A 22,693-nucleotide genomic window follows, 5' to 3' on the forward strand; every position below is an offset into this window, starting at 1 on the left:
CCCGCCGTGTGGCAGCACACCGTCTTCCTCGTCATGTACGACGAGAACGACGGCTACTTCGACCACATGGTGCCGCCCACCCCCGAGGCCGGCACTCCGGAGGAGTTCACCCAGGGCCGCGCGATCGGCCTGGGCAACCGGGTACCGCTGTGGGTCGCCTCGCCGTGGTCACGCGGCGGCTGGGTCAACTCCCAGGTCTTCGACCACACGTCCGTCCTGCGGTTCATGGAACAGGTCACCGGGGTCGCCGAGCCCAACATCTCCGCCTGGCGCCGGGCCGTCTGCGGCGACCTCACCAGCTGCTTCGACTTCGCCGCCCCCGACCACTCGATCCCGCAACTGCCCGACACCGTCGCCCTGATGGCCAGGTCCGACGCGGCCGCCAAACTCCCCGGCGTCGCCCTGCCCGCCACCGGCACCCAGTCCATGCCCGTCCAGGAACCCGGCGAACGCCCCCACCGCCACCTGCCCTACCAGCCCTGGGCCGACATCGAGGTGGACCGGAAGACCGGCAAGGTCACCTGCACCCTGAGCAACGACGGCACGGTCGCCTTCCCCTACACCGTCTACCCCAACATCGTCCTCCCGTTCGCCGGGACGCCCTACACGGTGGCTCCCGGTGCCACCGCCGCCTACGTCTGGGACGCCGCCGCGACCCACGGCCGTTACGACTTCACCGTCCACGGCCCCGACGGCTTCGTCCGCCGCTTCGCCGGCACCGTCGTCCGTAACGGCCAGGACGGTCAGAACGACATCGGCGTGCCGATCGTGACGGCCGATCTGAGCAACTCCTCCCGGCTCACCCTCCAGCTGGTCAACGACGGCCTGACCGACGTCGGCTTCACCGCGGCGCCCAACGACTTCGCGGGCACCGCGCAGACGGTCTGGGTCAAGCCCGGCAAGCAGGTCAACCTCGCCTGGCCGCTGGACAAGCAGGGCCGCTACGACGTCGTCGTGACGGCCGGCACCGGCCTGCGCTTCACCCAGCGGTACGCGGGCTGGGTGCACTGATCAGGCGCCCGGTCGGGCAGCGGTCGGGAGACGGCCGGGGGCGCCGAACCGGTGACCTCCGGCCGTGGCTCGGCCGTCCGGCCGGGCCCGGCGGCTAGCGTCGGGCCATGCAGAAGATCACCACCTTCCTCTGGTTCGACACCCAGGCCGAAGAGGCCGCCCGCTTCTACACCTCGGTCTTCGCCAACTCCCGGATCACCACCGTCACCCACTACGGCGAGGTGGGCCCCGGCGAGGCGGGCACGGTCATGACCGTCGCCTTCGAGCTGGACGGTCAGGGCTTCGTCGCCCTCAACGGCGGCCCGTTGTTCCACTTCTCCGAGGCGATCTCGCTCCAGGTCGACTGCGCCGACCAGCAGGAGGTCGACGAGCTCTGGGCGAAGCTCACCGCCGACGGCGGCGCGGGCGGTCCGTGCGGCTGGCTCAAGGACCGCTACGGGCTCTCCTGGCAGATCGTCCCCCGCATCCTGACCGAGCTGATCGCCGACCCTGACGCGGCCAAGGCCGGCCGGGTCACCGCGGCGATGCTGCAGATGCAGAAGATCGAGATCCAGCCGCTCCTCGACGCCGCCCGGGGCTGATCCCATGACCGTCCCCGCCGTCCGCTGCACCCTCTACCTCCACGCCACGCCCGAGCAGGTCTGGCACGCCCTCACCAACGCCGACGAGTCCGCGGTCTACTGGGGTCACCGCAACGTCTCCACCTGGCTGCCGGGCGCGCCCTGGGAGCACCGGCGCACCGACGCCTCCGGCATCGCCGACGTGGTGGGCACGGTCGAGGCCGTCGACCGCCCGCACCGCCTCGTCACCACCTGGGCCGGACCGGACGAACGGCGCCCGGCCGGTCCGTCCCGGGTCACCTTCGAGCTCGTCGGCCACCTGGACCTCACCCGGCTCACCGTCACCCACGACAACCTCGCCGACGAGGCCGAGTCCGCCGACTCCACCGCCGGCTGGTCGGCCGTCCTCTCCAATCTGAAGACCTATCTGGAAACCGGCCGCCCGCTCCCGCAGGAACCCTGGTCGATGCCCTGACGGCCGGGGCGGCCGGGCCTCAGGCCTGCTGCTTGGCCGGCCGCCGGCGGCGCCGTCGCAGCCGGGCCGGGTTCAGCCGCTCGCCCCTGGCCAGCCGGCGCAGCCGGGCGAACCGGGAGAACCGCTCCCGGTTCGCCACCGAGGCCCGGTCCAGCTCCTCCATCAGGCGCCGGCTGCGGTGCTCCAGATCGAGCTCGTCGAGGATCCGGTCCACCTCGGCCAGCAGCGCTCCGTGCAGCTGCCAGGCCTCCGGGTGCTCCTGCACCCGGAGCAGCAGCAGCTGGGCGACGTTCTCCCGGCTGGCCCAGGCGGCCGCGAGCTCGGCGGTCAGCCGCCGTTCGGCCTCCTCGGCGTTGCTGCTCACCTGGGTGGTGACCAGCACCGCGAAGCTCACCAGTGCCCCGCCGAGGTGGGCCAGGAGCTCCTCCAGCGCGATCGCCACCTCGGGTGGGAAGAGCCGCTCGCCCGGGCCCCGCCGCTTGGCCAGGTCGGTGAGCGAGCGGGCCAGCACCCGGATCACCACCACGCAGATCTCCAGCGTGTCCAGGCCGGTCCGCAGCACCAGCCGGGAGAGCAGCCCCTCGCTGATCCGGGGGTTGAGCCGCAGGCTGTCCTCGGCCTGGCGCAGCGCCCCGTCGACGTCCGCGATGGCCTGGTCGAGTCGGCGGGCCTCGTGCAGCCGTTCGGCCGCGCGCTCCACGGGGGTGGGCCGGCCGAGCTCCTCGGCGATGCCGAGCAGCAGGTGCCGGGCCCGTCGGGCGAGGTCCTCGATCGACTCGCCGGCCGTGTCCACCCAGACCGGCGCGGCGAACAGCAGATTGAACAGCAGTCCGACGGTGGCGCCGATCAGCGTCTCCAGCACCCGGTCCCAGGCCTGCGAGGTCACCTGGCTGACCCCCAGGATGAGCATGGCGCTGATCGCCACCTCCTGGACGAACTCGTCCACCCGGACGAACCGCCCGACGGTCAGCGAGGCCAGGATGATCAGGCCCAGGCTCCACCAGGAGAGCCCGACCACCGAGCTGAAACCGATCGCGATCAGCACCCCGACGACCACCGAGTTGACCCGGCGGATGCTGGTGGTCAGCGTCGAGTAGACGGTGACCTGGACGACCAGCAGCGCCGTCAGCGGCGCGGTCAGCGGGGCCGGCTCGCTGCTCAGCTGGGTCGCCACCGCGTACGAGAGGGTGGCGGCCACCGTGGCCCGGACCGTCTGGACGACGAAGGGTTCTCGGGCGCCGCGGCGCAGCGTCGTGGCGAAGGACTCCGGGAGAAGGGCCATGCCGCCCTTCTTTCCCCGCCTGGGCCGCTCACACCGCCGATCCGGCCCACCGGCACTCGAAAGAGCCGCTCGTCCGGCCCACCGCGACGGGCCCGCGCCACGGCCCGTCCGGTCCTACGGCCGGCGGCGCTGCTCGCGCAGCAGCTTCCACGGCGCGAGCGCCGACTCGACCTGCACCCCGAGGCTCATCTTCGAGGTGCCCTCGACCCGCTCCTCGAAGCGGATCGGCACCTCGCGGATCCGCAGCCCGCGCTGGACGGCACGGTAGTTCAGCTCGACCTGGAACGAGTACCCGTTGCTGTGCACCGAGGGCAGGTCGATCGCCCGCAGGGCCTCCGCCCGCCAGGCCTTGAACCCGGCGGTGGCGTCCCTGACCCCGAGCCCGAGGATGGTGTTGACGTAGAAGTTCGCCCAGGCCGACAGCGCCTTGCGGTGCCACGGCCACTCCTCGGCGGTCGAGCCGCCCGGCACGTAGCGCGAGCCCAGCACCACGGCGGTGTCGTCGTCGGCCAGCAGCGTCTCCACCATGACCGGGAGCACCGAGGCCGGGTGCGACAGGTCGGCGTCCATCTGGACCACCACGTCGGCGCCCTCCTCCAGGGCCCGGGTCATGCCCGCGACGTAGGCCCGGCCGAGCCCGTCCTTCTCGGTGCGGTGCAGCACGCCGACGCGGCCCGGCGCATCCGCCGCGAGCTTGTCCGCGACGTCGCCGGTGCCGTCCGGGGAGTTGTCGTCGACCACCAGCAGGCGCAGACCGGGCAGCTTCAGGTCCGCGAGCAGCCCCGCGAGGACCGGCAGGTTCTCCCGCTCGTTGTACGTGGGTACGACGACAACGACCCTGGGGGAGGCCTCGACCATGTTCTGTCCCTCGCGCGATCCCCGGCCGGTACCGCGCCGCCGGCGCCCGCACCCGACCGGACAGGTGTCCACTTCGGTCGAGCGAGTCTAGCCGCGGTCGTACGTGCCCGGTCCCACCGCCCGCCACCGGCCCGGGAGCCGCCGGGCCCGCTCCCCGGCACTACCGGGTGGGGTGCGACCTGCTCCAGGCGGGGGCGACGAGGGCGATCAGGCCGACGGCGAAGGCGAGCTGGAGGACGTGGCGGATCCAGTCGATGCCCGAGGTGTGCCGCACGCCGACCCAGCCGGCCACCGCGTTGCCCAGCCAGGCCCCGGCGGCGCCGAGCAGCATCGTCAGCCACCAGGGGATCGCCTGCGGGCCGCGCAGGATCAGCTTGGCCAGGACGCCCAGCACGAAACCGATGAGCAGAATCCACAGGAGCTGGAACATCGCATTCCACCTTTCGAGGCGCGTTTCCCCATGATCGCCCGGATCCCCCGCTCCGGCACGTCGACGGCCGCCGCCGTCCGGTCGCCGTCCGGTCGCCGTCCGGTCGCCGCCGCTCAGGTGTCGGCGTGGCTGAGGGCGGCCCCGGTGACCGGATCGAACACGTGCAGCCGGTCGGTGTCGATCCACAACTCCAGCGGGCCGCCCTCGGCGGCCCGGGTGTCGGTGCCGATCCGGGCCACCACCTCGCGCCCGCCCGTGGCGGCGCCGGTGTCCCGCCGCTGCGCGGCCGACTCCTCCGGAGCGCCCGGGACGGTCCGCCGGCCCGCCACCGTGAAGTGCACGAAGACGTCCGAGCCGACCGACTCCAGCACCTCGACGCCGACCGTGGCCGTCCGCCCGCCCTGCGGGTGCTCCAGGAGGGCCGCGTCCTCGAAGTGCTCGGGCCGCAGGCCGACGACCACCTCGCGCGGCGCGTCCGCGGCGGCCAGCCGTTGCCGGAGCCGGTCACCCACCGGCAGGTCGGCCAGGGCGGTGCGCAGCATGCCCTGTTCCAGGGTGGCGTCCAGGAAGTTCATCCCCGGCGAGCCGATGAACCCGGCGACGAAGAGGTTCACCGGCTCGTCGTAGAGCTGCTGCGGGGCGCCGATCTGCTGGACGACGCCGCCGCGCAGCACCACCACCCGGTCGCCGAGCGTCATCGCCTCGACCTGGTCGTGCGTGACGTAGACGGTGGTGGTGCCGAGCCGGCGCTGGAGGCGGGAGATCTGGGTGCGCATCTGCACCCGGAGCTTGGCGTCGAGGTTGGAGAGCGGCTCGTCCATCAGGAAGGCCTCGGGGTCGCGGACGATCGCCCGGCCCATCGCGACCCGCTGGCGCTGGCCGCCGGAGAGGTGGGCGGGGCGGCGGTCCAGGTGCTCGGTGAGGTCGAGGATCCGGGCGGCCTCCTCGACCTTGGCGGTGATCACCGCCTTGTCGGTCTTCGCCAGGCGCAGGGCGAAGCCCATGTTCTCGCGCACGCTCATGTGCGGGTAGAGCGCGTAGCTCTGGAACACCATGGCGATGTCCCGGTCCTTGGGCGCGCGGTCGTTGACCACCTGGCCGCCGATCCGCAGGGTGCCCTCGGTGATGTCCTCCAGGCCCGCGATCATGTTGAGGGTGGTGGACTTCCCGCAGCCCGAGGGGCCGACCAGGATCACGAACTCGCCGTCCGCGACGGTCAGGTCGATGCCGTGGACGGCGACCGCGCCGTCCGGATAGCGCTTGGTGATCCCGTCGAGGACGATCTCGGCCATGCCCTGCCTGCCTTCCGTGGACGTGCCTGGTGGAACCACGCTTCGTGGTGTCAGCCCTTGACGGCGCCGGCGGTGAGGCCGGACACGATGCGGCGCTGGAACAGCAGCACGAACACCACGATCGGCACCGTGATCACCACGGCGGCCGCCGCGATCGAGCCGGTGGGCTGCTGGAACTGCGAGCTGCCGGTGAAGAACGCGATCGCGGCCGGGACGGTCCGCGCGGCGTTGGTGGAGGTCAGCGAGATGGCGAAGAGGAAGTCGTTCCAGCAGAAGATGAAGACCAGGATCCCGGTGGTGAACACCCCCGGCGCCGCCAGCGGCGCGATCACCAGCCGGAACGCCTGCGCGGGCGTCGCACCGTCCACCTTCGCGGCCTTCTCCAGGTCCCACGGGATCTCCCGGAAGAACGCCGACAGGGTGTAGATGGCCAGCGGTAGGGAGAACGTCATGTACGGGATGATCAGGCCCGCCCAGGTGTCGAAGAGGCCGAGCACCCGCTCGATGTTGAACAGCGGCGAGACGAGCGAGATCGGCGGGAACATCGCGATCAGCAGCGACATCCCGATCAGCAGGCGTTTGCCCGGGAAGCGCAGTCGGGCCACCGCGTAGGCGGCCATGGTGCCGAGCACCACCGCGATGGTGGTGGCGATGACGGCGATGCCGATCGAGTTGATCAGGGCGCGGGTGAAGTCCGAGGTCTGGAAGATGCCGCGGTAGTTCTCCAGCGTCCACTTGCGCGGGACGAAGTCGCCGTCGTCGAGCGTGCTCGGGTCCTTGAAGGAGAGCGCGGCGATCCACCAGACCGGGAACAGCGCGTAGAGCACCACCAGCAGGTTGACGACGCCCCAGCCGGCCGCCGTGCGCGTCTGTCGGGACGTCATCGGCCCTCCGTCCCGCCGCCGGGCGCGGAGGCGCCGAACACCTTGATGAAGACCAGCGCGATCGCCGCCACGCAGAGGAAGATCAGCACCGAGATCGCCGAGCCGATCCCCAGGTTGAGCGCGGTGAAGAGGTTGTCGTAGCCGAGGATCGACACCGAGCCGGTGTCGTTGGAGCCGCCGGTCAGCACGTAGATGTTGTCGAAGACCCGGAACGCGTCGAGGGTCCGGAAGAGCAGGGCGACCAGGATGGCCGGCTTCATCAGCGGCAGGATCACCAGCCGCAGTCGCTGGCCGAAGTTCGCGCCGTCCACCATCGCGGCCCGTACGGTCTCAGCGGGGACGAGGGCCAGGCCGGCCAGCAGCAGGAGCGCCATGAAGGGCGTGGTCTTCCACACCTCGGCCAGGATGATCAGCCCGATCGCCTGCCAGTGGTCGGTGAGCGGGGCGCTGCCCTCGGGCAGCAGCGCGGCGAGGTACCCGGTGCCGGGCGTCCAGGCGTACTGCCAGGAGTAGGCGGCGACCACGGTGACGATCCCGTACGGCACCAGGACGGCGGTGCGCACCGCGCCCCGGCCGAACACCGCCCGGTGCATGACCAGCGCGAGGGCGAGGCCCAGCACCAGCTCGATGGCCACCGAGACGGCGGTGATCAGCACCGTCACCCAGAGCGCCTGCCACCAGAACGGGGAGGTGAGCACGGCGGCGTAGTTGCCGAACCAGACGAACGTCGCCTGCTGGGGGAAGCGCAGGTCGTAGCGCTGGAGGGAGAGGTAGACGGCGTAGCCGACCGGGTAGGCCGTCACGGCGGTCATCACCAGCACGGCCGGGGCGCAGAGCAGCCAGCCGAGCCGGCGCTCCTGCCGCGAGCCCTCGGACCGGCTCTGGGGGGCTGCCCCGAGGAGGGTGGGCGGCCTGGTCACGGGATCAGCCCCTTCGAGCCGAGCGCGTCCCTGAGCTGTCCGTTCAGCGCGGAGACGGTGCTCTCCGGCTGGACGGCCGACGGCGGGGAGAGCGCGTGCGAGATCGCGATCGAGACGTTCTGGTAGGCGGGCGTCTGCGGCCGGACGGAGGCGGAGTCCAGCGCCGCCAGCACGTCGGCGGCGAACGGGTAGCTGTCGGTGAGTTCGGCGGCGGTGTAGAGGCTGCGCAGTGAGGGCGGCAGGCCGCCCTTGAGCGCGTTGGTCAGCTGGTTGTCGCGGTTGCGCAGGCAGAGGGTGGCCTCCTGGGCCAGCTCGGGGTGCCGGCTGTAGGCGCCGACCGCGAGGTCGATCCCGCCGATGGTCACGCTCGCCGGGCGGTCCGGGAGGACGGCGGGGTAGGGCGCCCAGCGGAAGTGCGGGAACAGCTCGGGCCGGTCGGCCTTCATGGCGGGGTAGACGAAGGGGTAGTTGAGCTCGAAGGCGGCCGTGCCGGACTCCATCGCCAGCCGGTTCTGGTCCTCCATCTGGTTGGAGAGCGAGGGGTCGGCGGCGGGGGAGCGGGCGAGGTCCCGGATGACGCCGGCGGCGGTGACGGCGGGCGGGCCGAGCGAGGGCGCGGTGGCGTCGGGGGTGAGCACCGAGCCGCCCGCGCTGGTCACCAGGGTGTTGAACCAGACCGTCAGGCCCTCGTACTGGGCGCCCTGGACCTCGACGAAGTGCGGCTTGCCGGCCTCGGCCAGCTCACCCGCCGCGCCGAGCATCTCGGCCCAGGTGCGCGGCGGGGTGGGCACCAGGTCGTCGCGGTACCAGAGCAGTTGGGTGTTGGAGTTGTACGGGACGGCGTACAGCCGGTCCTTCCAGGTGGCCGTCTTCAGGGCGGCGGCCAGGGTGTCGGCGCCGGCCTGTTCCTTCGCCGCGCCGGTCCATTCGCGGATCCAGCCGGCCTCGGCGAACTCGGGTGCCCAGGTGACGTCCAGGCCCATGATGTCCACGCCGGCGTCGTGCGCGGCGAGCCGGCGGACCAGCTGCTGGCGCTGGCCGTCGGCGGTGCGCGGCAGCTTGTCGTAACGGATCGAGTAGCGGCCGCCGGAGGCCCGGCCGCAGGAGTCGGCGGCCTGCTGGAGCGCGCCGGAGTCGTCGGGGAAGTTGTACCAGTCGAGGGTGACCGGTCCGCTCCCGCCACCGGCGTCGCTGCCGCAGGCGGCGAGCGCCAGGGTCAGCAGGTGGACCAGGACGAGTGCGGCCCGGCGGCGTGGTCTCGGCACGGCTCTCCCTCCGGTGGCGGCCTGCGGGTGGTCACGCTAGGGTGCGCGGTCCTGCGGCGCGCGGGAGATGACGGTGCGACACCCCCGACGCCCGCCGAGTGGCCTAGTGCCTGTCTTCGAACCCCCGCCCGCGGGGCGACGCCGGCCGGTGGTCCGCAGGTCGCGCCCGGTCGGCGGCCGAGACGGCTCTGGCGGGCAGGACCGCACAGCCGCTACGGTCTGGACCAGTCACCCGTTCGGCCGATCGGCCGCCACCCCTGTCCTGGCCCTTTCCGGGAGTCGTCATCAACACCCGATCCACCGTCAGTGCCCCGCTCACGCTGCCCGATCTGCTGGACGACCGGGCCGCCCGGCACCCCGACCGGACCGCCCTGATCGTCCCGGGCGGCGCTCCGCTCGACTACCGCCGGTGGCGCGAGCGCGCCGTCCGCGCCGCCCACGGGCTCGCCCGCGCCGGGGTCCGCCCCGGGGAGCGCGTCCTGCTGCTGTTCCCCAACCGCGCGTGGGACGAGTACGCGGTGGCCTTCCTCGCCGTGCACTACGCGGGCGCGGCGGGGGTGGTGGTCCGCGAGGACCTCGGCCCGGAGGACACCACGCGGCTGGCGTCGGCGAGTTCGGTACGGCTGGCGCTGGCCGGCACGGCGGACGACCCCCGGGGCGCCGGGCTCGGCGTGCCCTGCCTGCGGCTCGCCGCGCTGGAGGCGCCGGCCGACACCCCCGACGAGCCACCGCACCGGCCCCGCCCCGAGGACCTCGCCCAGGTGATCGGCACCTCCGGCACCACCGGGGCGCCCAAGGGCGTGCACGCCGCGCACGCCAGTCTCACCGCGGGCCAGCGGCTCGACCCGCGGCCGCGCCCGTACGCCCACTCGGCGCACGCCGTGCACGCCTTCCCGATCGGCACCAACGCGGCGCAGGTCGTCCTGGTCAACGCGCTGGTCGCCGCGCCCGCGACGATCTGTCTGCCGCGCTTCGACGCCGAGGAGTTCGGCCGCACCGTCGAGGAACACCGGGTGGGCACCGTCTTCCTGGTGCCCTCGATGGCCGTGGAACTGCTGAACTCGGGCGTGGCCCGCCGCCGGGACCTCGGCAGCGTGCTGCTGGTCAGCTCCTCGGCGGCCGCGCTGCCCGCCCCGGTCGCGACGGCGCTCACCGCCGCGCTCCCCACCGCGACCGTCGTCAACACCTACACCTCCGCCGAGTCCTCGCCGGCCCAGATATCGGCCGTCGTGGACGCCCGCCGCCCGGGCTCGGTCGGCCGCCCGGCCAACCCGGCCGACCTGCGGCTGCTCGACGCCGACGGGCGCGCGGTGGAGCCCGGCGCCGTCGGCGAGGTCTGGCTGCGCCAACCCGGCCCGCCGCGCGGCTACGTGGCCGGGCCCACCGAGTCGGCCGCGGTCTTCCGCGACGGCTGGGTGCGGATGGGAGACCTCGGCCGGCTCGACGCCGACGGCTACCTGTACCTGGTGGACCGGGAGAGCGACCTCATCAAGTCCGGCGCGCTGAAGGTCTCCACGCTGCGGATCGAGGACGTCCTGCACGCCCACCCGCAGGTCGCGGACGCGGCGGCGCTCGGCGTCCCGCACCCCGTGATGGGCGCGGTGCCGGTCGCCGTCGTGGTGCCCGCCGCCGACGGCCTGGACCTCGACGAGCTGCGGCTCTTCCTGAGCGCCCGGCTCGGGCGCGGCGAACTGCCCGTCCGGATCCTGGTCACCGACCGGCTGCCGCGCAACCCCAGCGGGAAGGTGCTCAAGCACGAACTGCGGGCCCGGTTCGCCGAAGCGGCCGACCGTCCGGCCGCCCCCGGCACCCCGCCGGCCACCGACCGCGAGGTCGCGCTGGCCGCACTCTGGCGGCGCGTGCTGGGCCGCCCGGTCCACGCCGTGGAGGACGAGTTCTTCGCCCTCGGCGGGGACTCCTTCCGAGCCGTCCAGCTGGCCGCCGCGATCTCCGCCGAGTTCGGCGTCACGGCGAGCACCGCCCTGGTCTTCGAACGGCCCTCGCTGCGCGCCCAGGCCGCCTGGCTCAAGGAGGCGCCGCCCACCGCGCGGCCGGCCTGCCCGGCCGCCGAGGAGGAGGTCTCGGACTTCCTCCGGGAGCTGCGCGCCCAGCCGCACGACGTCCCGCTCACCTCCCAGCAGGAGAACTTCCTGCGCTGGACGGCCGAGGCCGAGGGCCGCAACGTCGGCTCGGTGGCGGTGATGTTCCGGGTCACCGAGCCGCTGCGCACCGACCTGCTGGCCGAGGCGCTGCACGAGGTGGTGCGCCGTCACCCGGCGCTGCGGACGAGGTTCGTTCCCGTGCCGGACGCCCGGCAGTCCGGGATCCATCGCGCCGTGGTCGACGGGGAACCGTACGCGGAGACCGTGTTCGCCGAGGCGCCGGGCGAGAGCGACGACGAGGTCTCCGCCCGGCTGGTCGCCGTCCGGGACGGGCTGACCGATGTCGCCGAGGGGCCGATGACCCGCCTCGCCGTGGTCACCCGGGGCCCCGACGACCACGCCGTGCTGCTCGCGGTGCACCACATGGTCGTCGACGGCTGGTCGGTCGGGGTGCTGCTGCGCGAGCTGGGCGTGCTCTACTCGGCGCTGCGGCGCGGCCGGTCGGCGCCCGCGCCCCGGCCCGGGCCCGAGTACCGGGAGCTCGTCACCTGGTCGAACGCCCACTGGCCGGCGTCCCGCGCCCACTTCGCCCGCACCCTGGCGGGCGCACCGCAGGCGGTGGAGCCCTTCCCGGGGCGGCGGGACACCGAGGTCGTGCTGAGCGCGGCCCACCGGCTGGCCGTCTCGCCGGAGCGGGCGGAGGCCCTGCGGGCCCGGGCGGCGGGGGCGGGCGCGACCCCGTTCCAGGCGCTCGCGGCGGTCTGGCTGGGCCTGTTGGCGGACCGCAGCGGCCAGTCCGACCTGGTGCTGATGACCCCGGTGCCGGGCCGGACGGAACCGGCGGCGGAACGGGCCGTCGGCTGCTTCGTCCAGTCGCTGCTGTTGCGGATCGACGCCGCGGGTGCGCCCGGTTTCGCCGAGCTGCTCGCCCGGGTCCGGGACGCCTCGACGGCCGCGCTGGACCACCAGCTCTACCCGTTCGCCGAGTTCAGCCCCCGGGTGCCGTTCGCCGCCTGGCTCCGCTACGAGAGTTGGAGCGCGCCGGCCCAGCTGCCGGGGCTGGCCTGCACCGCCTGGGAGCTCCCGCGCAGCGCGACGGTCCCGTACCCGATGCCGGGCGGGGACCGGCACGTGCCGGAGCTGGCGGCGGTGGAGCAGCCGGACGGCGGGCTGGTCTGCTGGCTGCGCTACAACGAGCACGCCTTCACCCCGGAGACCGTCGCGGGGCTGGCCGAGGCGCTGGAGACCCGCCTCGCGGAGGCCGCCGGAGTCTGAGTACGGCGGGTGCCGGGCCTGGTTCCGGCACCCGTCAGGACGGGCGGCTGAACCGGTGGTCCGTCGGGGTCCGTTCTTTCCTGCACAATCGTGCATACGTTCGTCCCCTGTACAGGAGTGCCGCACCACCATGTCGACCCAGGCCCCGGACCGCCTCCGACCAGTCACCACCGACCTCCCCAGGCCCGGGGTGCCCCGGCCCGCGCGCCGTCCGGGGAGCGGCCGATGAGGGCCCTCGCCGGACTCCGGCCGCCGAAGGCCTGGACGGCCGCGCTCGCGGTGGTGGTGGTCGGCGCCCTGACCGCCGGTCTGCTGTGGTGGCACCCGTGGAGCCCGGCCGCCGACCGGCAGAAGCCGTTGGCGGAGGCGTTCACCACGGCCCCCGGCGGGTCCGCGCGCTTCGGCACCGGTGAGCAGCTCCTCCGCTACAAGGTGCGCGCCGAGAAGGGGCTCAAGGAGAGCCCCGACCGGTTCGCCGCCGAGGTCGACGCCGTCCTCGGTGACGTCCGGCGCGGCTGGGCCGCCGACGGTACACGGTCGTTCCAACGCGTGCCCGCCGACCCGGTGGACTTCACCGTCTACCTGGCCACCCCGGAGACCACCGACCGGATCTGCGGCCAGTACGGGCTGGACACCGGAGGCTGGGTCAACTGCGGCGTGGGCCACCAGGTGGTCGTCAACGTCAAGCGCTGGACCGAGCTGACGGAGTTCTACACCGGTCAGCCCGAGCTGTACCACGCGCTCGCCGTCAACCACGAGGTCGGCCACGTCCTCGGCCTCGGCCACGTCGACTGCCCCGGCCCGGGCCAGCCGGCGCCGGTGATGATGCAGCAGATCAAGGGCCTGCACGGCTGCGTGCCCAACGGCTGGCCCTACTCCGACACCGGCACCCTCCTCACCGGCCCCCCTGTCGCGGTCACCACCCCGGCCCCGTAGCGGAGCGGGCCCGGCGACGCCGCGGGTGAGCCGGAGGTGTTGTCGTACCCCTTCGGTACGTTCGGGCCATGAGCGTCTCTCTCTACTACTCGGCCGGCCGGGCGGTGCCGCTGACGGCTGCCGAGACGGCCGCCGTCGAGGCCGTCGTCGCCGCCCGCGAATCGTCGTTCCCGTTCCAGGACGAGGAAGGCCTCCACCTGTACGACGGCGGCGGCGAGCCGGACGAGGTCCTGGACGGGTCGACGAGAATACCGGCCGACCCCGGGCGGCTGCTGCCGGTGATCGCCCATGTGCTGGACTCCGTGACGGAGCTGCGCCGTGCGCTGCCGGGAGCGCGGTGGCGTGTGCACCTGGACGACCTCGACGTCCCGTGGGACGAGGGCGACGGCTACGCCCTTCCCGGCATGCGTGGCACGGGCCGCGCCTTCTGAGGACTCCGGCCCGCTCCGGCTCCCGGGGGAAGAGCCCCGGGAGCCGGAACGGGCACGGCGGGTGACGGCCCGTCAGCCCGTGAGGCGGTCGGCGGCCTCGTCGTCGCTCAGGGCTTCGATCTCGGCGATCAGCAGTTCCTCGATGCGGGCGGCCAGGGCGGCTGCGGTGGAGAGTTCGAAGGCGTCGCGGATGGGGACCTCCAGGCCTACGCCGGCGCGGATGCGGGCGACGACGCGGGTCACCAGGAGCGAGTCCCCGCCGAGGGTGAAGAAGTCGTCGAGGACGCCGACCCGGGGCAGGCCGAGGACTTCCTGCCAGAGGTCGGTGACGAGACGTTCGGCGTCGGTGCGCGGGGGCAGGTACTCGGCCGCGGTGGTCCGGTCCGGGGTGGGGAGGGCGGCGGTGTCGAGCTTGCCGTTGAGGGTCAGGGGCAGCCGGTCGAGCAGGACGACGGTGTCCGGGACGAGGTAGGCGGGCAGACACCGGGTCAGGTGCTCGCGCAGTGCGGCCGGCGGGGGTTCGGTGCCGGGGGCGGGGACGGCGTAGGCGACCAGGCGGCGGCCGGCCAGGACGACCGCCGCCGCCCGGGCCACCTCCGGGTGGCCGGTCAGGGCGGCCTCGATCTCGGCCGGTTCGATCCGGTAGCCGCGCAGCTTGATCTGCTCATCGGTGCGGCCCAGGTACTCCAGCTGTCCGTCGGTGCGCCAGCGGGCCCGGTCGCCGGTGCGGTAGAGCCGCCCGCCGGGGCCGGTGAACGGGTCGGGGCGGAAGGCGGCGTCGGTGAGGTCGGAGCGGCCCAGGTAGCCGCGGGCCAGCCCGGCGCCGCCGATGTGCAGCTCGCCCTCGGAGCCGCGGGGGAGGAGGGCGCCGCGCTCGTCCAGGACGTAGAGCCGCACGCCGGGCAGCGGACGGCCGAGCGGTGGGAGCCGGAGGGCGTCGGCGGCGTCCAGGTCGGTGGCGGTGACGATCACGGTGGCCTCGGTCGGGCCGTAGGTGTTGACCAGCCGGACGGTGTCGCCGTGCTGCTCCCGCCAGCGGGCGACGGCGGCGGGGCGGGCCTCGGAGCCGCCGAGGATCACCAGCCGCAGGGCGGCGGGCCACAGGGCCCGGTCGTCGAGCGCGACCAGTTCCTCCCAGTAGGCCGTCGGCAGGTCGAGCACGGTGACGGCCGGCCCCTGCGGGCCGTGCAGCAGCTCGGGCAGGGTGCGTCCGCCGCCCGGTAGCAGGACGACGCAGGCACCGGTGGCGAGGGCCGGCCACAGCTCCTCGGCGTGGGTGTCGAAGCCGATCGAGGCGAACTGGACGATCCGGTCACCGGGTGCGAGCCGGTAGCCGTCCGGCCCGGCCATCCAGTCGACCCGGGCGGCGAGGGCCGCGTGGTCGACGGCCACCGCCTTGGGCGTGCCGGTGGAGCCGGAGGTGTAGAGGACGTAGGCGAGGCCGGAGCGGTCGTCGCCCGGGGCCGGGTCGGCCCCCGGACGGATCCGCAGTCCCTCGCCGTCCTCGTCGGTCAGCAGCAGCACGGCGCCCGACTCGCGGAGCATCAACTGCCGCCGCTCCTCCGGGTGGGCCGGATCGAGCGGCAGATAGCCGGCCCCGGCCTTCCAGACCGCCAGCAGGGCGATCACCAGGTCGAAGGACGGTGCGATCCGCACCGCGACCAGCTGCCCGCCGACCGGGCCGAGCCGGTCGGCCAACTCGCTCGACAGGTGGTCGAGTTCGGCGTAGGTGAGGGTTCGGTCGGCGCACTCCAGGGCCGGGGCGCCGGGGGCGGCGGCGACCCGCTCGGCGAAGCGCGACAGCACCGGGTGCGCCGGACCGGGCACCGGCCCGGCGCCGAGCGCGAGCAGGTCGGCCCGCTCCTGCGGCCCGAGCAGCCAGTCGCCGTGCAACGGCAGCGCGGCGTCCTCGACCACCGCGGCCAGCAGGGCCCGGCACCGTGCGCCGAGCGCCGCCACGGTGGCCTCGTCGAACACCTCCCGGTCGAAGGTGAAGGAGAGCGTCAGCCCGCCGCCGGCGGTCCGCCAGCTGTCCAGCAGCAGATCGGTCTTGGCCCGCTCGAAGCCGGAGTCCATCGAGGCGGTGCGCACCCCGGCCGGCAGCGCCGCCCCGCCGTCGCCGCCCGCCAGGTCGTACTGGCTCTGGTGGACGAACACCGCCTGGTAGAGCGGCGCCGCGCCGGCCTCGGCGGGCAGGCCCAGGTGGGCGGCGAGCCGCTCCACCGGTACCTCCTGATGGCTCAGCGCGCCCAGGGTGGCCGTCCGGACCCGGTGCAGCACCGTGCGGAAGTCCGGCTCCCCGGAGAGGTCGGCGCGGATCACCCCGGTGCGGGCGAAGTAGCCGACCAGTGCCTCCTGGGCGGCCTCCGTCCGCCCCGCCAGCGGGGTGCCCACCAGGAAGTCCGGGGTGCCGGTCCAGCGGGCCAGTACGCACTGGTAGGCGGCCAGCAGCACCATGAACGGGGTGCAGCGCTCCCGCCGGGCCAGGCCGTCCAGGGCCGTGGTGAGCCCGGGGCCCAGCTCGACCGCGGCGAACCCGGCGGGGTGCAGCGGGTCGGCCGGCCGGGGGCGGTCCAGCGGCAGCCGCAGCCGGCCGGTGCCGGCCAGCTTCTCGGCCCAGTAGCGGAACGCCGCCTCGGCGCCGCCGGCCGCCGCACGCTCCTGCTCGCCCCGGGCGATGTCGCCGTACCGGAGGGCGAGCGGCGCCAGGCCGGCCGGCGCCTCGCCGGTCTCCTCCCGGTACAGGGCGAGCAGTTCGCGCCAGAGGATCCCGAACGACCAGCCGTCCGAGACGATGTGGTGCACCACCACGGCCAGTGCGTGCTCCTCCGGCCCGGAGGAGATCAGCACGGCGCGCAGCGGCGGGCGCTCGGCGAGGTCGAACGGGGCGTTGACCGCCGGCCGGCAGGCCTCGGTGAAGTCGCGCTCGCCCGCACCCGGCGCCAGCTCGACCAGGGCGAGCGGGACGGGCGCCGGCGGTTCGACCACCTGGACGGGCGCCTCGCCGGCCAGGGCGAAGCGGGTGCGCAGGGTCTCGTGGCGGGCCGTCAGCCGGTCGAGCGCCCCGCGCAGCGCGTCCCGGTCGAGCGGGCCGCTCCAGCGGCGGCAGAGGTACATGTTGAAGCCGGCGTCGGCGGGGTTCAGCTGCTGCAGGAACCAGAGGCGCCGCTGCTCCTCGGTGAGCGGGTGGACGGCTTCGGCGGTCCGGGCGGGGTCGGTCGGTCCGCCCGGTGCGGTGGGGTCGGTGGTGGTCATCGGGCGGCGGCCTCGGTTCCGGTACGGCGCGCGGGCGGGGTGGCGGCGGGCGCGGCGGTGGTGGGTGCGGCGGGTGCGGGCTGGGTGATCGCGGGTGCGGGTGCGGGTGCGGGCGCGGGCGCAGTGGGGGTGGCGGCGCGGTCCGTCAGGGCGGCGAGGCCGACCAGGTCGTCGGGTTCGGCGTCGGGGACGTCGCGGTCGAAGTGGCGCAGCGCGGGGACGGCCAGGCAGGCCAGCACGAGCAGGGCCATGGCCAGGCCGAACAGCAGGTAGAGCAGGCCGATGCCGCGCCCCTCACCGGTGCCGATCAGCCGGCCGACGGTGCCGGCGAGCGCGCCGTCCTCGTCGACCAACGGCTGGACCAGGCGCGGGCCGAGCGGCGCCACCACGGCGAAGCCGACCGGCAGGGTGGACCAGGCGACCATGGTGTTCACCGCGATCACCCGGCCGTGGAAGCGCAGCGGGACCTTGGTCTGGACGATCGTCGCGTACACGCCGTTGACCAGGGCCAGCCCGTAGGCCATGCCGAAGGCACCGAGCGCGACCGGGACGACCGAGGGCCGCAGACCGGTCACCAGGCAGGCGGCGGCCAGGCCGAGGGTGGCGAACAGGACGCCGCGCAGCCGCAGCCGCCGTGGCCCGCCCCAGACGAGCAGGGTCAGACCGCCCAGCACGGCGCCCAGGCCGGCCGCGACGGCGACCCACCCGGCCGCCGCGAGCGGGGCGAAGGAGAGCACCAGGGGGGTGGTGAGCAGGAACAGCGGCGAGAGGAAGATGTTGAGGACGGCGAAGAACAGCAGCATCGCGCGGAAGTGCCGGCTGCCGAGCGCGCGCCGGAACCCGGCCCGGATCTCGGCGGCGACGCTCTCCCGCCGCTGGGCGGCCATCACGTCCGGGAAGCGCACGGCCAGGGTGACCCCGGTGGCCACCACGTAGCTGGCGACGTCGAGGGCGAGGATGCCGCCGAGGCCGAGCGCGGCGAGCAGACCGACCGCGAACAGCGGCACCAGGAACTGGGCCAGCCCGAATGCCATCTGGACGATGCCGTTGGCCCGGCCGAGGAAACGTTTCGGTACGAGCTGCGGGACGGCCGAGTTCCAGGCCAGCCGCTGGAAGGTGAGCGCCGTGGAGAGCACCGCGATCAGGACGTACGCGTGCCAGACCGCCAGGCCGCCGGTCAGGTACAGCAGCAGCATCACCGCCTGCGTCAGGCCGGCCGCCACGTCGCCGTACAGCATGATCCGGCGCCGGTCGCCCCGGTCCACGACGGCGCCGGCGATCGGCGCCGCCAGGATGCCGGGCACCAGGCCGCAGGCGGCCAGCAGGCCGAACTGGGCGAGCGAGCCGGTGGTCAGGTAGATCCAGACCGGGAGGGCGAACTCGGTGAGCGCCGAGCCGATCATGGAGATCTGCTGGCCGGCGGCGACCCCGAGGAACCGCCGCATGGTCGGCCGCGCCGCCACCGGGGTGTCCGCGGGACGAGGGGCGTCCGCGGGCTGCTCCGCACCGTCCCGGGAGAGGCCCGCCAGCCACCAGGTGGCGCCCTCGGCCCGCTGGTGCCGCTCCTCCTGCCCGGCCGCCACCGAGCGGTGCACGGTGGTCAGGATCTCGGCGAGTTCGGCGGCCCGGTACTTGAGGTAGAAGTGGCCGGCCTCGTCGAGCACCACCACGCCGGTGGTGTCGCTGAGCCGGTGCCACTCGCGGTAGCGCTCCTGGTAGAACTCGGTGGCCGGGTCCCGGTCGCCGCAGACCGCGATCACCGGCGCGGCGATCCGGCCGTCCTCGCTCTCGAAGAGCCGGGTGAAGTACTGCTCGGCCTCCTTGGTGCCGGTCCGGCGGTTGCTGACCATCAGGCGCAGCTGCTCGGTGCCGACCTCGTCGGTGTCCAGACCGGCCGCCGCCAGGGCGTTGACCATGCCCTGGTCGCTGCGCAGGCGGTCGGCGATCCGCGCCCACCGCTCGCCGACGGCGGCGCCGCGCCCGCGCGGCCGGGCGAACGGGAAGATCCCGCCGAGGTGGACGGCCTCGATCTCGCGCCCGGCCGCCTCGACCCGGCGGGCGACCTCCACGGCCAGCCGGACCCCGACGCCGCAGTGCCCGTAGAGGACGATCCGCCCCTCCACGGTGTCGACGATCTCCTGCGCGCAGACGGCGGCCACCTCGTCGATGTCCATCGCCTCCTCGCCCAGCTCGTGGCCGGGGACGGCGAGCGAGTGCAGCGCCCAGTCGGCGGGCAGCGCGTCGGCGAGCGGCTTGTAGATGAGCGCGCTGCCGCCGCCGTAGGGGGTGCAGACGATGCTGGCGGTGGTCCGGCGGCCGGCCGGGGTGAGCCGGTGCAGCAGCCGGCGGGGGCCCCGGTCGGCGTCCGGGTCGCTGAGCAGGGCGGCGAGACGCCGGACGGTGGGGTACTTGAAGAGGTCCATCACCCCGACCGGGGTGGGGAGTTCGGGGAAGGCCCGGCGCAGCCGGGCGACCACCTGGGTGGCGAGCAGCGAGTGGCCGCCGAGTTCGAAGAAGTCGTCCAGGGCGCCGACCCGGGGGACGGCCAGGAGTTCGGTCCAGAGCTCGGCGAGGAACTGCTCGGCCTCGCCCTGCGGTTCGACGTACTCGCCGCCGGCGGTCGGCTCCTCGGGCTCGGGCAGCGACCGGCGGTCGACCTTGCCGTGGGCCAGCAGGGGCAGCCGGTCGAGCACCACGAAGCGGGCGGGCACCATGTAGTCGGGCAGGACGTCGGCGAGGGCCTCGCGCAGCTCGGCGGGGGCCGGGGCGGGACCGCCCCCCGGGTGTTCGAGGTAGCCGACCAGGGCCTGCCGCAGTCCCTCGCCGCGGGCCAGGACGACGGCCTGGGTGATGCCGGGCAGGGCGGTGAGGGCGGCCTCGATCTCGCCGGGCTCCACCCGGTAGCCGCGCACCTTGATCTGGTCGTCGCCGCGCCCCAGGTAGTCGAGGGTGCCGTCGGGCCGCCAGCGGGCGAGGTCGCCGGTGCGGTAGAGCCGGTCGCCGGGCGCGCCGAAGGGGTCGTCGACGAAGCGTTCGGCGGTCAGGTCCGGGCGGCCCAGGTAGCCGCGGGCGAGGCGGTCACCGCCCAGGTACAACTCGCCGGTGACGCCGGGCGGAACGGGCTGCAGCGCCTCGTCGAGGACGTGGCAGCGGGCGCCGGCCAGCGGGGTGCCGATGGGCGTGCTCCCCGTGCCGGCCGTGCCGGCGGTGACCTCGTGGACGGTGACGCCGACGGTCGCCTCGGTGGGGCCGTAGTGGTTGAACACGGCGCAGCGGCCGAGGCCGGCGAGCTCGGCGGCCCACGGCCAGGCGGAGGCCTCGCCGCCGAGCACCAGCGCGCGGCGCGGCAGCAGCCGCTCCAGGGGGGCGTCGGCGCCGAGCGCGGCCAGGTGGGAGGGCGTCATCTTGAGGTAGTCGAGTTCCAGTGCCTCGACCTGATCGGCCAGTTCGGCGCCGGCGATCCGGCGCGGGAGGAGGTGGACCCGGCCGCCGGTGCTCAGCGCGAGGTAGAGCATCGTGATGCTGAAGTCGAAGGACAGCGACTGCAGCAGCCCGTACGCGGCGCCCGGTTCGATCCGCAGGCGTTCCCGTACGCCGGCCAGGTAGTTGAGGATCTGCCGGTGCTGGACGGCGACGCCCTTGGGGGCGCCGGTCGAGCCCGAGGTGTAGATCACGTACGCCAGGTGGTCCGGGCCGGAGGCCTCGTCGAGCGGCTCCGGGTCCGGGGCGAGGGGGTCCGGGGCGAGGGGGTCCGGGGTGAGGGAGTCCGGGGCGCGGTGGTCCGGGGCGAGGGGATCCGTGTCGAGCAGCAGCTCGGTGCCGGTGTACCCGGGGAAGCGCTCCCGCAGCGCCGCGTCGGTGATCAGCACCCGGACGTCGGCGTCGGCCACCAGCCGGGCGAGCCGGGCGGGCGGCTGCTCCGGGTCCAGCGGCAGGTAGGCGCCGCCCGCCTTCAGGACGCCGACCAGGGCCGTCGCCAGCTCGGGAGACTGTTCCAGGCAGACCGCGATCCGGTCGTCGGGCCGCACGCCGAGCGCCCGCAGCCGGCGGGCCAGACCGGTGGCCCGCTGTTCGAGCTCCCGGTACCCGACCGTGCGGTCCTCGAAGACCACGGCCGGGCGTTCCGGGTGGGCCCGCGCGGCGGCGGCCAGCAGGGCCGTCAGGGTCTCCGGCGCGGCGTCGGCGCCCGGCAGCGGCGGCCCGGCCGCCCAGCCCTCCAGGACGTCCCGCCGTTCGCCGGGGGTGAGCAGCGGCAGCCGGGAGACCGGGCGCGCCGGGTCGGCCACGGCCGCGGTCACGAGCAGTTCGAACCGCTCGACCAGCCGCCGGACGGTCGCGGCGTCGAAGAGGTCGGTGCGGTAGGTGAGCAGGCCGTACAGGCCGCCGTCGGACTTCTCCCGCATGTAGAGCGCGAGGTCGGTGCGGGTGGTGGCGGCCTCGTGGCCGAAGCTCTCGCCGGTGAGCCCGCCGCCGGTGCCGTTGCCCGCGCTGCGGTCGCCGTAGTTCTGGAAGGCGAAGCTGGCCTGGAACACGGCCGAGCGGCTGACGTCGCGCTCGATCTCCAGGTCGGCCACCATCTGCTCGAAGGGCACCTCCTGGTGGGTGTACGCGTCGAGGGTGGTCTCGCGGACCCGGCCGAGCAGCTCGGTGAAGGTCGGATCGCCGTCCAGCCGGGCCCGGATCGGCAGCAGGTTGACGAACAGGCCGACGACGTCCTCCAGTTCGCGGTGGAGGCGGCCCGCGACGGCCGAGCCGACGGCGAAGTCCCGCAGGCCCGCGTGCCGGCCGAGCAGGGTCTGCAGCGCGGCCATCAGCACCATGTACGCGGACGCGTTGGCGGACCTGGCCAACGCGGTGACGCCGCTGCCCAGTTCCGCGTCCCAGTGGAACTCCAGCGCGGCTCCGTCGAAGGTCAGCACCGGCGGCCGCGGGCGGTCGGTGGGCAGTTCGAGGGCGGGGACGTCCCGCAGTTCGGTCCGCCAGTACGCGCGGGAGGCGGCCAGCGCGCTGCCGGTCAGGCGTTCGCGCTGCCAGTGCGCGTAGTCGCCGAAGCGGACGGCGGGGGCGGCCAGGCCGTCCGGGGTGCCGTCGGCGTGCCGGGCGTAGAGTGCGTCCAGCTCCCGGTTGAGGATGTCCAGGGACCAGCCGTCGCTGACGATGTGGTGCATGACCAGCGCGAGCACGTGCTCGTCGGGCGCGGTGCGGACGAGCAGGGCGCGCAGCAGCGGCCCGGCGGCCAGGTCGAACGGTTCGGCCACCAGGGCGCCGAGCTCGCCGGCGGCGCGTGCGGCCGGGTCCGGGTCGGCGGCGGCGTCGACGAACCGGGCCGCGCACGGGGCGGGTTCGGCGACGCGGACCTCGGCGGTGCCCTCGGGGGTGCTCGGGAAGGTCATCCGCAGCGCCTCGTGCCGCGCGACCAGGTCGGTGAGGGCGGCGTCCAGCGCGCCCCGGTCGAGCGGTCCGCGCAGCCGGCGGGCCGGCGCCAGGGTGAAGGCGGTGGAGCGCGGGGCGAACTGGTCCATGAACCAGAGCCGTTCCTGGCCGCTGGAGAGCGGCGGGGCGGTGCCGGGCGGTCGGGCGGGCACGGTTCTGGCGGGGGCCGAGGCCGTACGCAGCCGCTGGGCGAGCAGGGCGCGCTTGGTCGCGGACAGCGCGGCCGCGGGGTCCTGGATGTCGGTCATCGGTAGTCCATTTCGGCGCACGTCGGAGGTGGCGGT

The 22,693-nt window shown here is 74.5% G+C and carries 15 protein-coding genes; 6 read left to right on the plus strand and 9 right to left on the minus strand.

Annotated features, from left to right (window positions below):
* The 3 genes from ACFVYI_RS26210 to ACFVYI_RS26220 all read left to right on the plus strand — a co-directional run.
* Window positions 1-1,011 (plus strand): phospholipase domain-containing protein (locus ACFVYI_RS26210; RefSeq protein WP_387889773.1); only part of this gene is annotated, 1,011 nt, incomplete at its 5' end.
* A 107-nt stretch (window positions 1,012-1,118) separates the two neighbouring features.
* Window positions 1,119-1,592, plus strand: coding sequence for a VOC family protein (locus ACFVYI_RS26215; protein ID WP_387889775.1), 474 nt, complete (start codon window positions 1,119-1,121; stop codon window positions 1,590-1,592).
* Between the two features lie 4 nt (window positions 1,593-1,596).
* Entirely contained in the window at window positions 1,597-2,046 is a 450-nt protein-coding gene (locus tag ACFVYI_RS26220; protein WP_387889776.1) for an SRPBCC family protein, read from the plus strand.
* Window positions 2,047-2,065: 19 nt separating this feature from the next.
* On the opposite strand, the gene ACFVYI_RS26225 is transcribed toward ACFVYI_RS26220, so the two are convergent.
* The 7 genes from ACFVYI_RS26225 to ACFVYI_RS26255 all read right to left on the minus strand — a co-directional run bounded on the left by ACFVYI_RS26225 (window position 2,066) and on the right by ACFVYI_RS26255 (window position 8,977).
* On the minus strand, window positions 2,066-3,328 hold the full coding sequence (locus ACFVYI_RS26225; protein ID WP_387889779.1) for an aromatic acid exporter family protein: 1,263 nt from the start codon (window positions 3,326-3,328) through the stop codon (window positions 2,066-2,068).
* Window positions 3,329-3,442: 114 nt separating this feature from the next.
* The gene (locus tag ACFVYI_RS26230) at window positions 3,443-4,186 is read right to left on the minus strand and encodes a polyprenol monophosphomannose synthase (RefSeq protein WP_387889781.1); all 744 of its coding nucleotides are present in this window, start codon (window positions 4,184-4,186) and stop codon (window positions 3,443-3,445) included.
* 160 nt (window positions 4,187-4,346) lie between these two features.
* The gene (locus ACFVYI_RS26235; RefSeq protein WP_387889783.1) at window positions 4,347-4,616 is read right to left on the minus strand and encodes a GlsB/YeaQ/YmgE family stress response membrane protein; all 270 of its coding nucleotides are present in this window, start codon (window positions 4,614-4,616) and stop codon (window positions 4,347-4,349) included.
* A 113-nt stretch (window positions 4,617-4,729) separates the two neighbouring features.
* Window positions 4,730-5,908, minus strand: coding sequence for an ABC transporter ATP-binding protein (locus tag ACFVYI_RS26240; RefSeq protein ID WP_387889785.1), 1,179 nt, complete (start codon window positions 5,906-5,908; stop codon window positions 4,730-4,732).
* A 50-nt stretch (window positions 5,909-5,958) separates the two neighbouring features.
* On the minus strand, window positions 5,959-6,792 hold the full coding sequence (locus tag ACFVYI_RS26245; RefSeq protein WP_387889788.1) for a carbohydrate ABC transporter permease: 834 nt from the start codon (window positions 6,790-6,792) through the stop codon (window positions 5,959-5,961).
* Window positions 6,789-7,712, minus strand: a complete 924-nt coding sequence (locus ACFVYI_RS26250) for a carbohydrate ABC transporter permease (protein WP_387889790.1) — start codon at window positions 7,710-7,712, stop codon at window positions 6,789-6,791. Before ACFVYI_RS26250 ends, ACFVYI_RS26245 begins: the two co-directional genes overlap by 4 nt.
* Window positions 7,709-8,977: an ABC transporter substrate-binding protein gene (locus ACFVYI_RS26255; RefSeq protein ID WP_387889792.1), complete on the minus strand. Its 1,269-nt coding sequence runs from the start codon at window positions 8,975-8,977 to the stop codon at window positions 7,709-7,711. Before ACFVYI_RS26255 ends, ACFVYI_RS26250 begins: the two co-directional genes overlap by 4 nt.
* Before the next feature lie 332 nt (window positions 8,978-9,309).
* Here ACFVYI_RS26255 and ACFVYI_RS26260 point away from each other — a divergent pair, with 332 nt between their 5' ends.
* The 3 genes from ACFVYI_RS26260 to ACFVYI_RS26270 all read left to right on the plus strand — a co-directional run bounded on the left by ACFVYI_RS26260 (window position 9,310) and on the right by ACFVYI_RS26270 (window position 13,721).
* Entirely contained in the window at window positions 9,310-12,354 is a 3,045-nt protein-coding gene (locus tag ACFVYI_RS26260; RefSeq protein WP_387889922.1) for an AMP-binding protein, read from the plus strand.
* A gap of 225 nt (window positions 12,355-12,579) precedes the next feature.
* Complete coding sequence (locus tag ACFVYI_RS26265) at window positions 12,580-13,290, plus strand: DUF3152 domain-containing protein (protein ID WP_387889794.1); 711 nt, start codon at window positions 12,580-12,582, stop codon at window positions 13,288-13,290.
* 68 nt (window positions 13,291-13,358) lie between these two features.
* Complete coding sequence (locus tag ACFVYI_RS26270; RefSeq protein WP_387889797.1) at window positions 13,359-13,721, plus strand: hypothetical protein; 363 nt, start codon at window positions 13,359-13,361, stop codon at window positions 13,719-13,721.
* 72 nt (window positions 13,722-13,793) lie between these two features.
* Here the strand turns inward: ACFVYI_RS26270 and ACFVYI_RS26275 are convergent, their stop codons facing one another.
* Window positions 13,794-16,976: an amino acid adenylation domain-containing protein gene (locus ACFVYI_RS26275; RefSeq protein WP_387889799.1), complete on the minus strand. Its 3,183-nt coding sequence runs from the start codon at window positions 16,974-16,976 to the stop codon at window positions 13,794-13,796.
* Window positions 16,973-22,657: an amino acid adenylation domain-containing protein gene (locus ACFVYI_RS26280; RefSeq protein ID WP_387889800.1), complete on the minus strand. Its 5,685-nt coding sequence runs from the start codon at window positions 22,655-22,657 to the stop codon at window positions 16,973-16,975. Before ACFVYI_RS26280 ends, ACFVYI_RS26275 begins: the two co-directional genes overlap by 4 nt.
* Window positions 22,658-22,693: the final 36 nt, after the last annotated feature.

Origin of the sequence: Kitasatospora sp. NPDC058218 (genome assembly GCF_042882445.1) — a bacterium.
GTDB lineage: Bacteria > Actinomycetota > Actinomycetes > Streptomycetales > Streptomycetaceae > Kitasatospora.

Coding starts and splice junctions, on each gene's coding strand:
- ACFVYI_RS26230 (WP_387889781.1), bottom strand. CDS start 4,186: ATGGTCGAGGCCTCCCCCAGGGTCGTTGTCGTCGTACCCACGTACAAC.
- ACFVYI_RS26270 (WP_387889797.1), top strand. CDS start 13,359: ATGAGCGTCTCTCTCTACTACTCGGCCGGCCGGGCGGTGCCGCTGACG.
- ACFVYI_RS26280 (WP_387889800.1), bottom strand. CDS start 22,657: ATGACCGACATCCAGGACCCCGCGGCCGCGCTGTCCGCGACCAAGCGC.
- ACFVYI_RS26245 (WP_387889788.1), bottom strand. CDS start 6,792: ATGACGTCCCGACAGACGCGCACGGCGGCCGGCTGGGGCGTCGTCAAC.
- ACFVYI_RS26225 (WP_387889779.1), bottom strand. CDS start 3,328: ATGGCCCTTCTCCCGGAGTCCTTCGCCACGACGCTGCGCCGCGGCGCC.
- ACFVYI_RS26275 (WP_387889799.1), bottom strand. CDS start 16,976: ATGACCACCACCGACCCCACCGCACCGGGCGGACCGACCGACCCCGCC.
- ACFVYI_RS26265 (WP_387889794.1), top strand. CDS start 12,580: ATGAGGGCCCTCGCCGGACTCCGGCCGCCGAAGGCCTGGACGGCCGCG.
- ACFVYI_RS26220 (WP_387889776.1), top strand. CDS start 1,597: ATGACCGTCCCCGCCGTCCGCTGCACCCTCTACCTCCACGCCACGCCC.
- ACFVYI_RS26235 (WP_387889783.1), bottom strand. CDS start 4,616: ATGTTCCAGCTCCTGTGGATTCTGCTCATCGGTTTCGTGCTGGGCGTC.
- ACFVYI_RS26240 (WP_387889785.1), bottom strand. CDS start 5,908: ATGGCCGAGATCGTCCTCGACGGGATCACCAAGCGCTATCCGGACGGC.
- ACFVYI_RS26215 (WP_387889775.1), top strand. CDS start 1,119: ATGCAGAAGATCACCACCTTCCTCTGGTTCGACACCCAGGCCGAAGAG.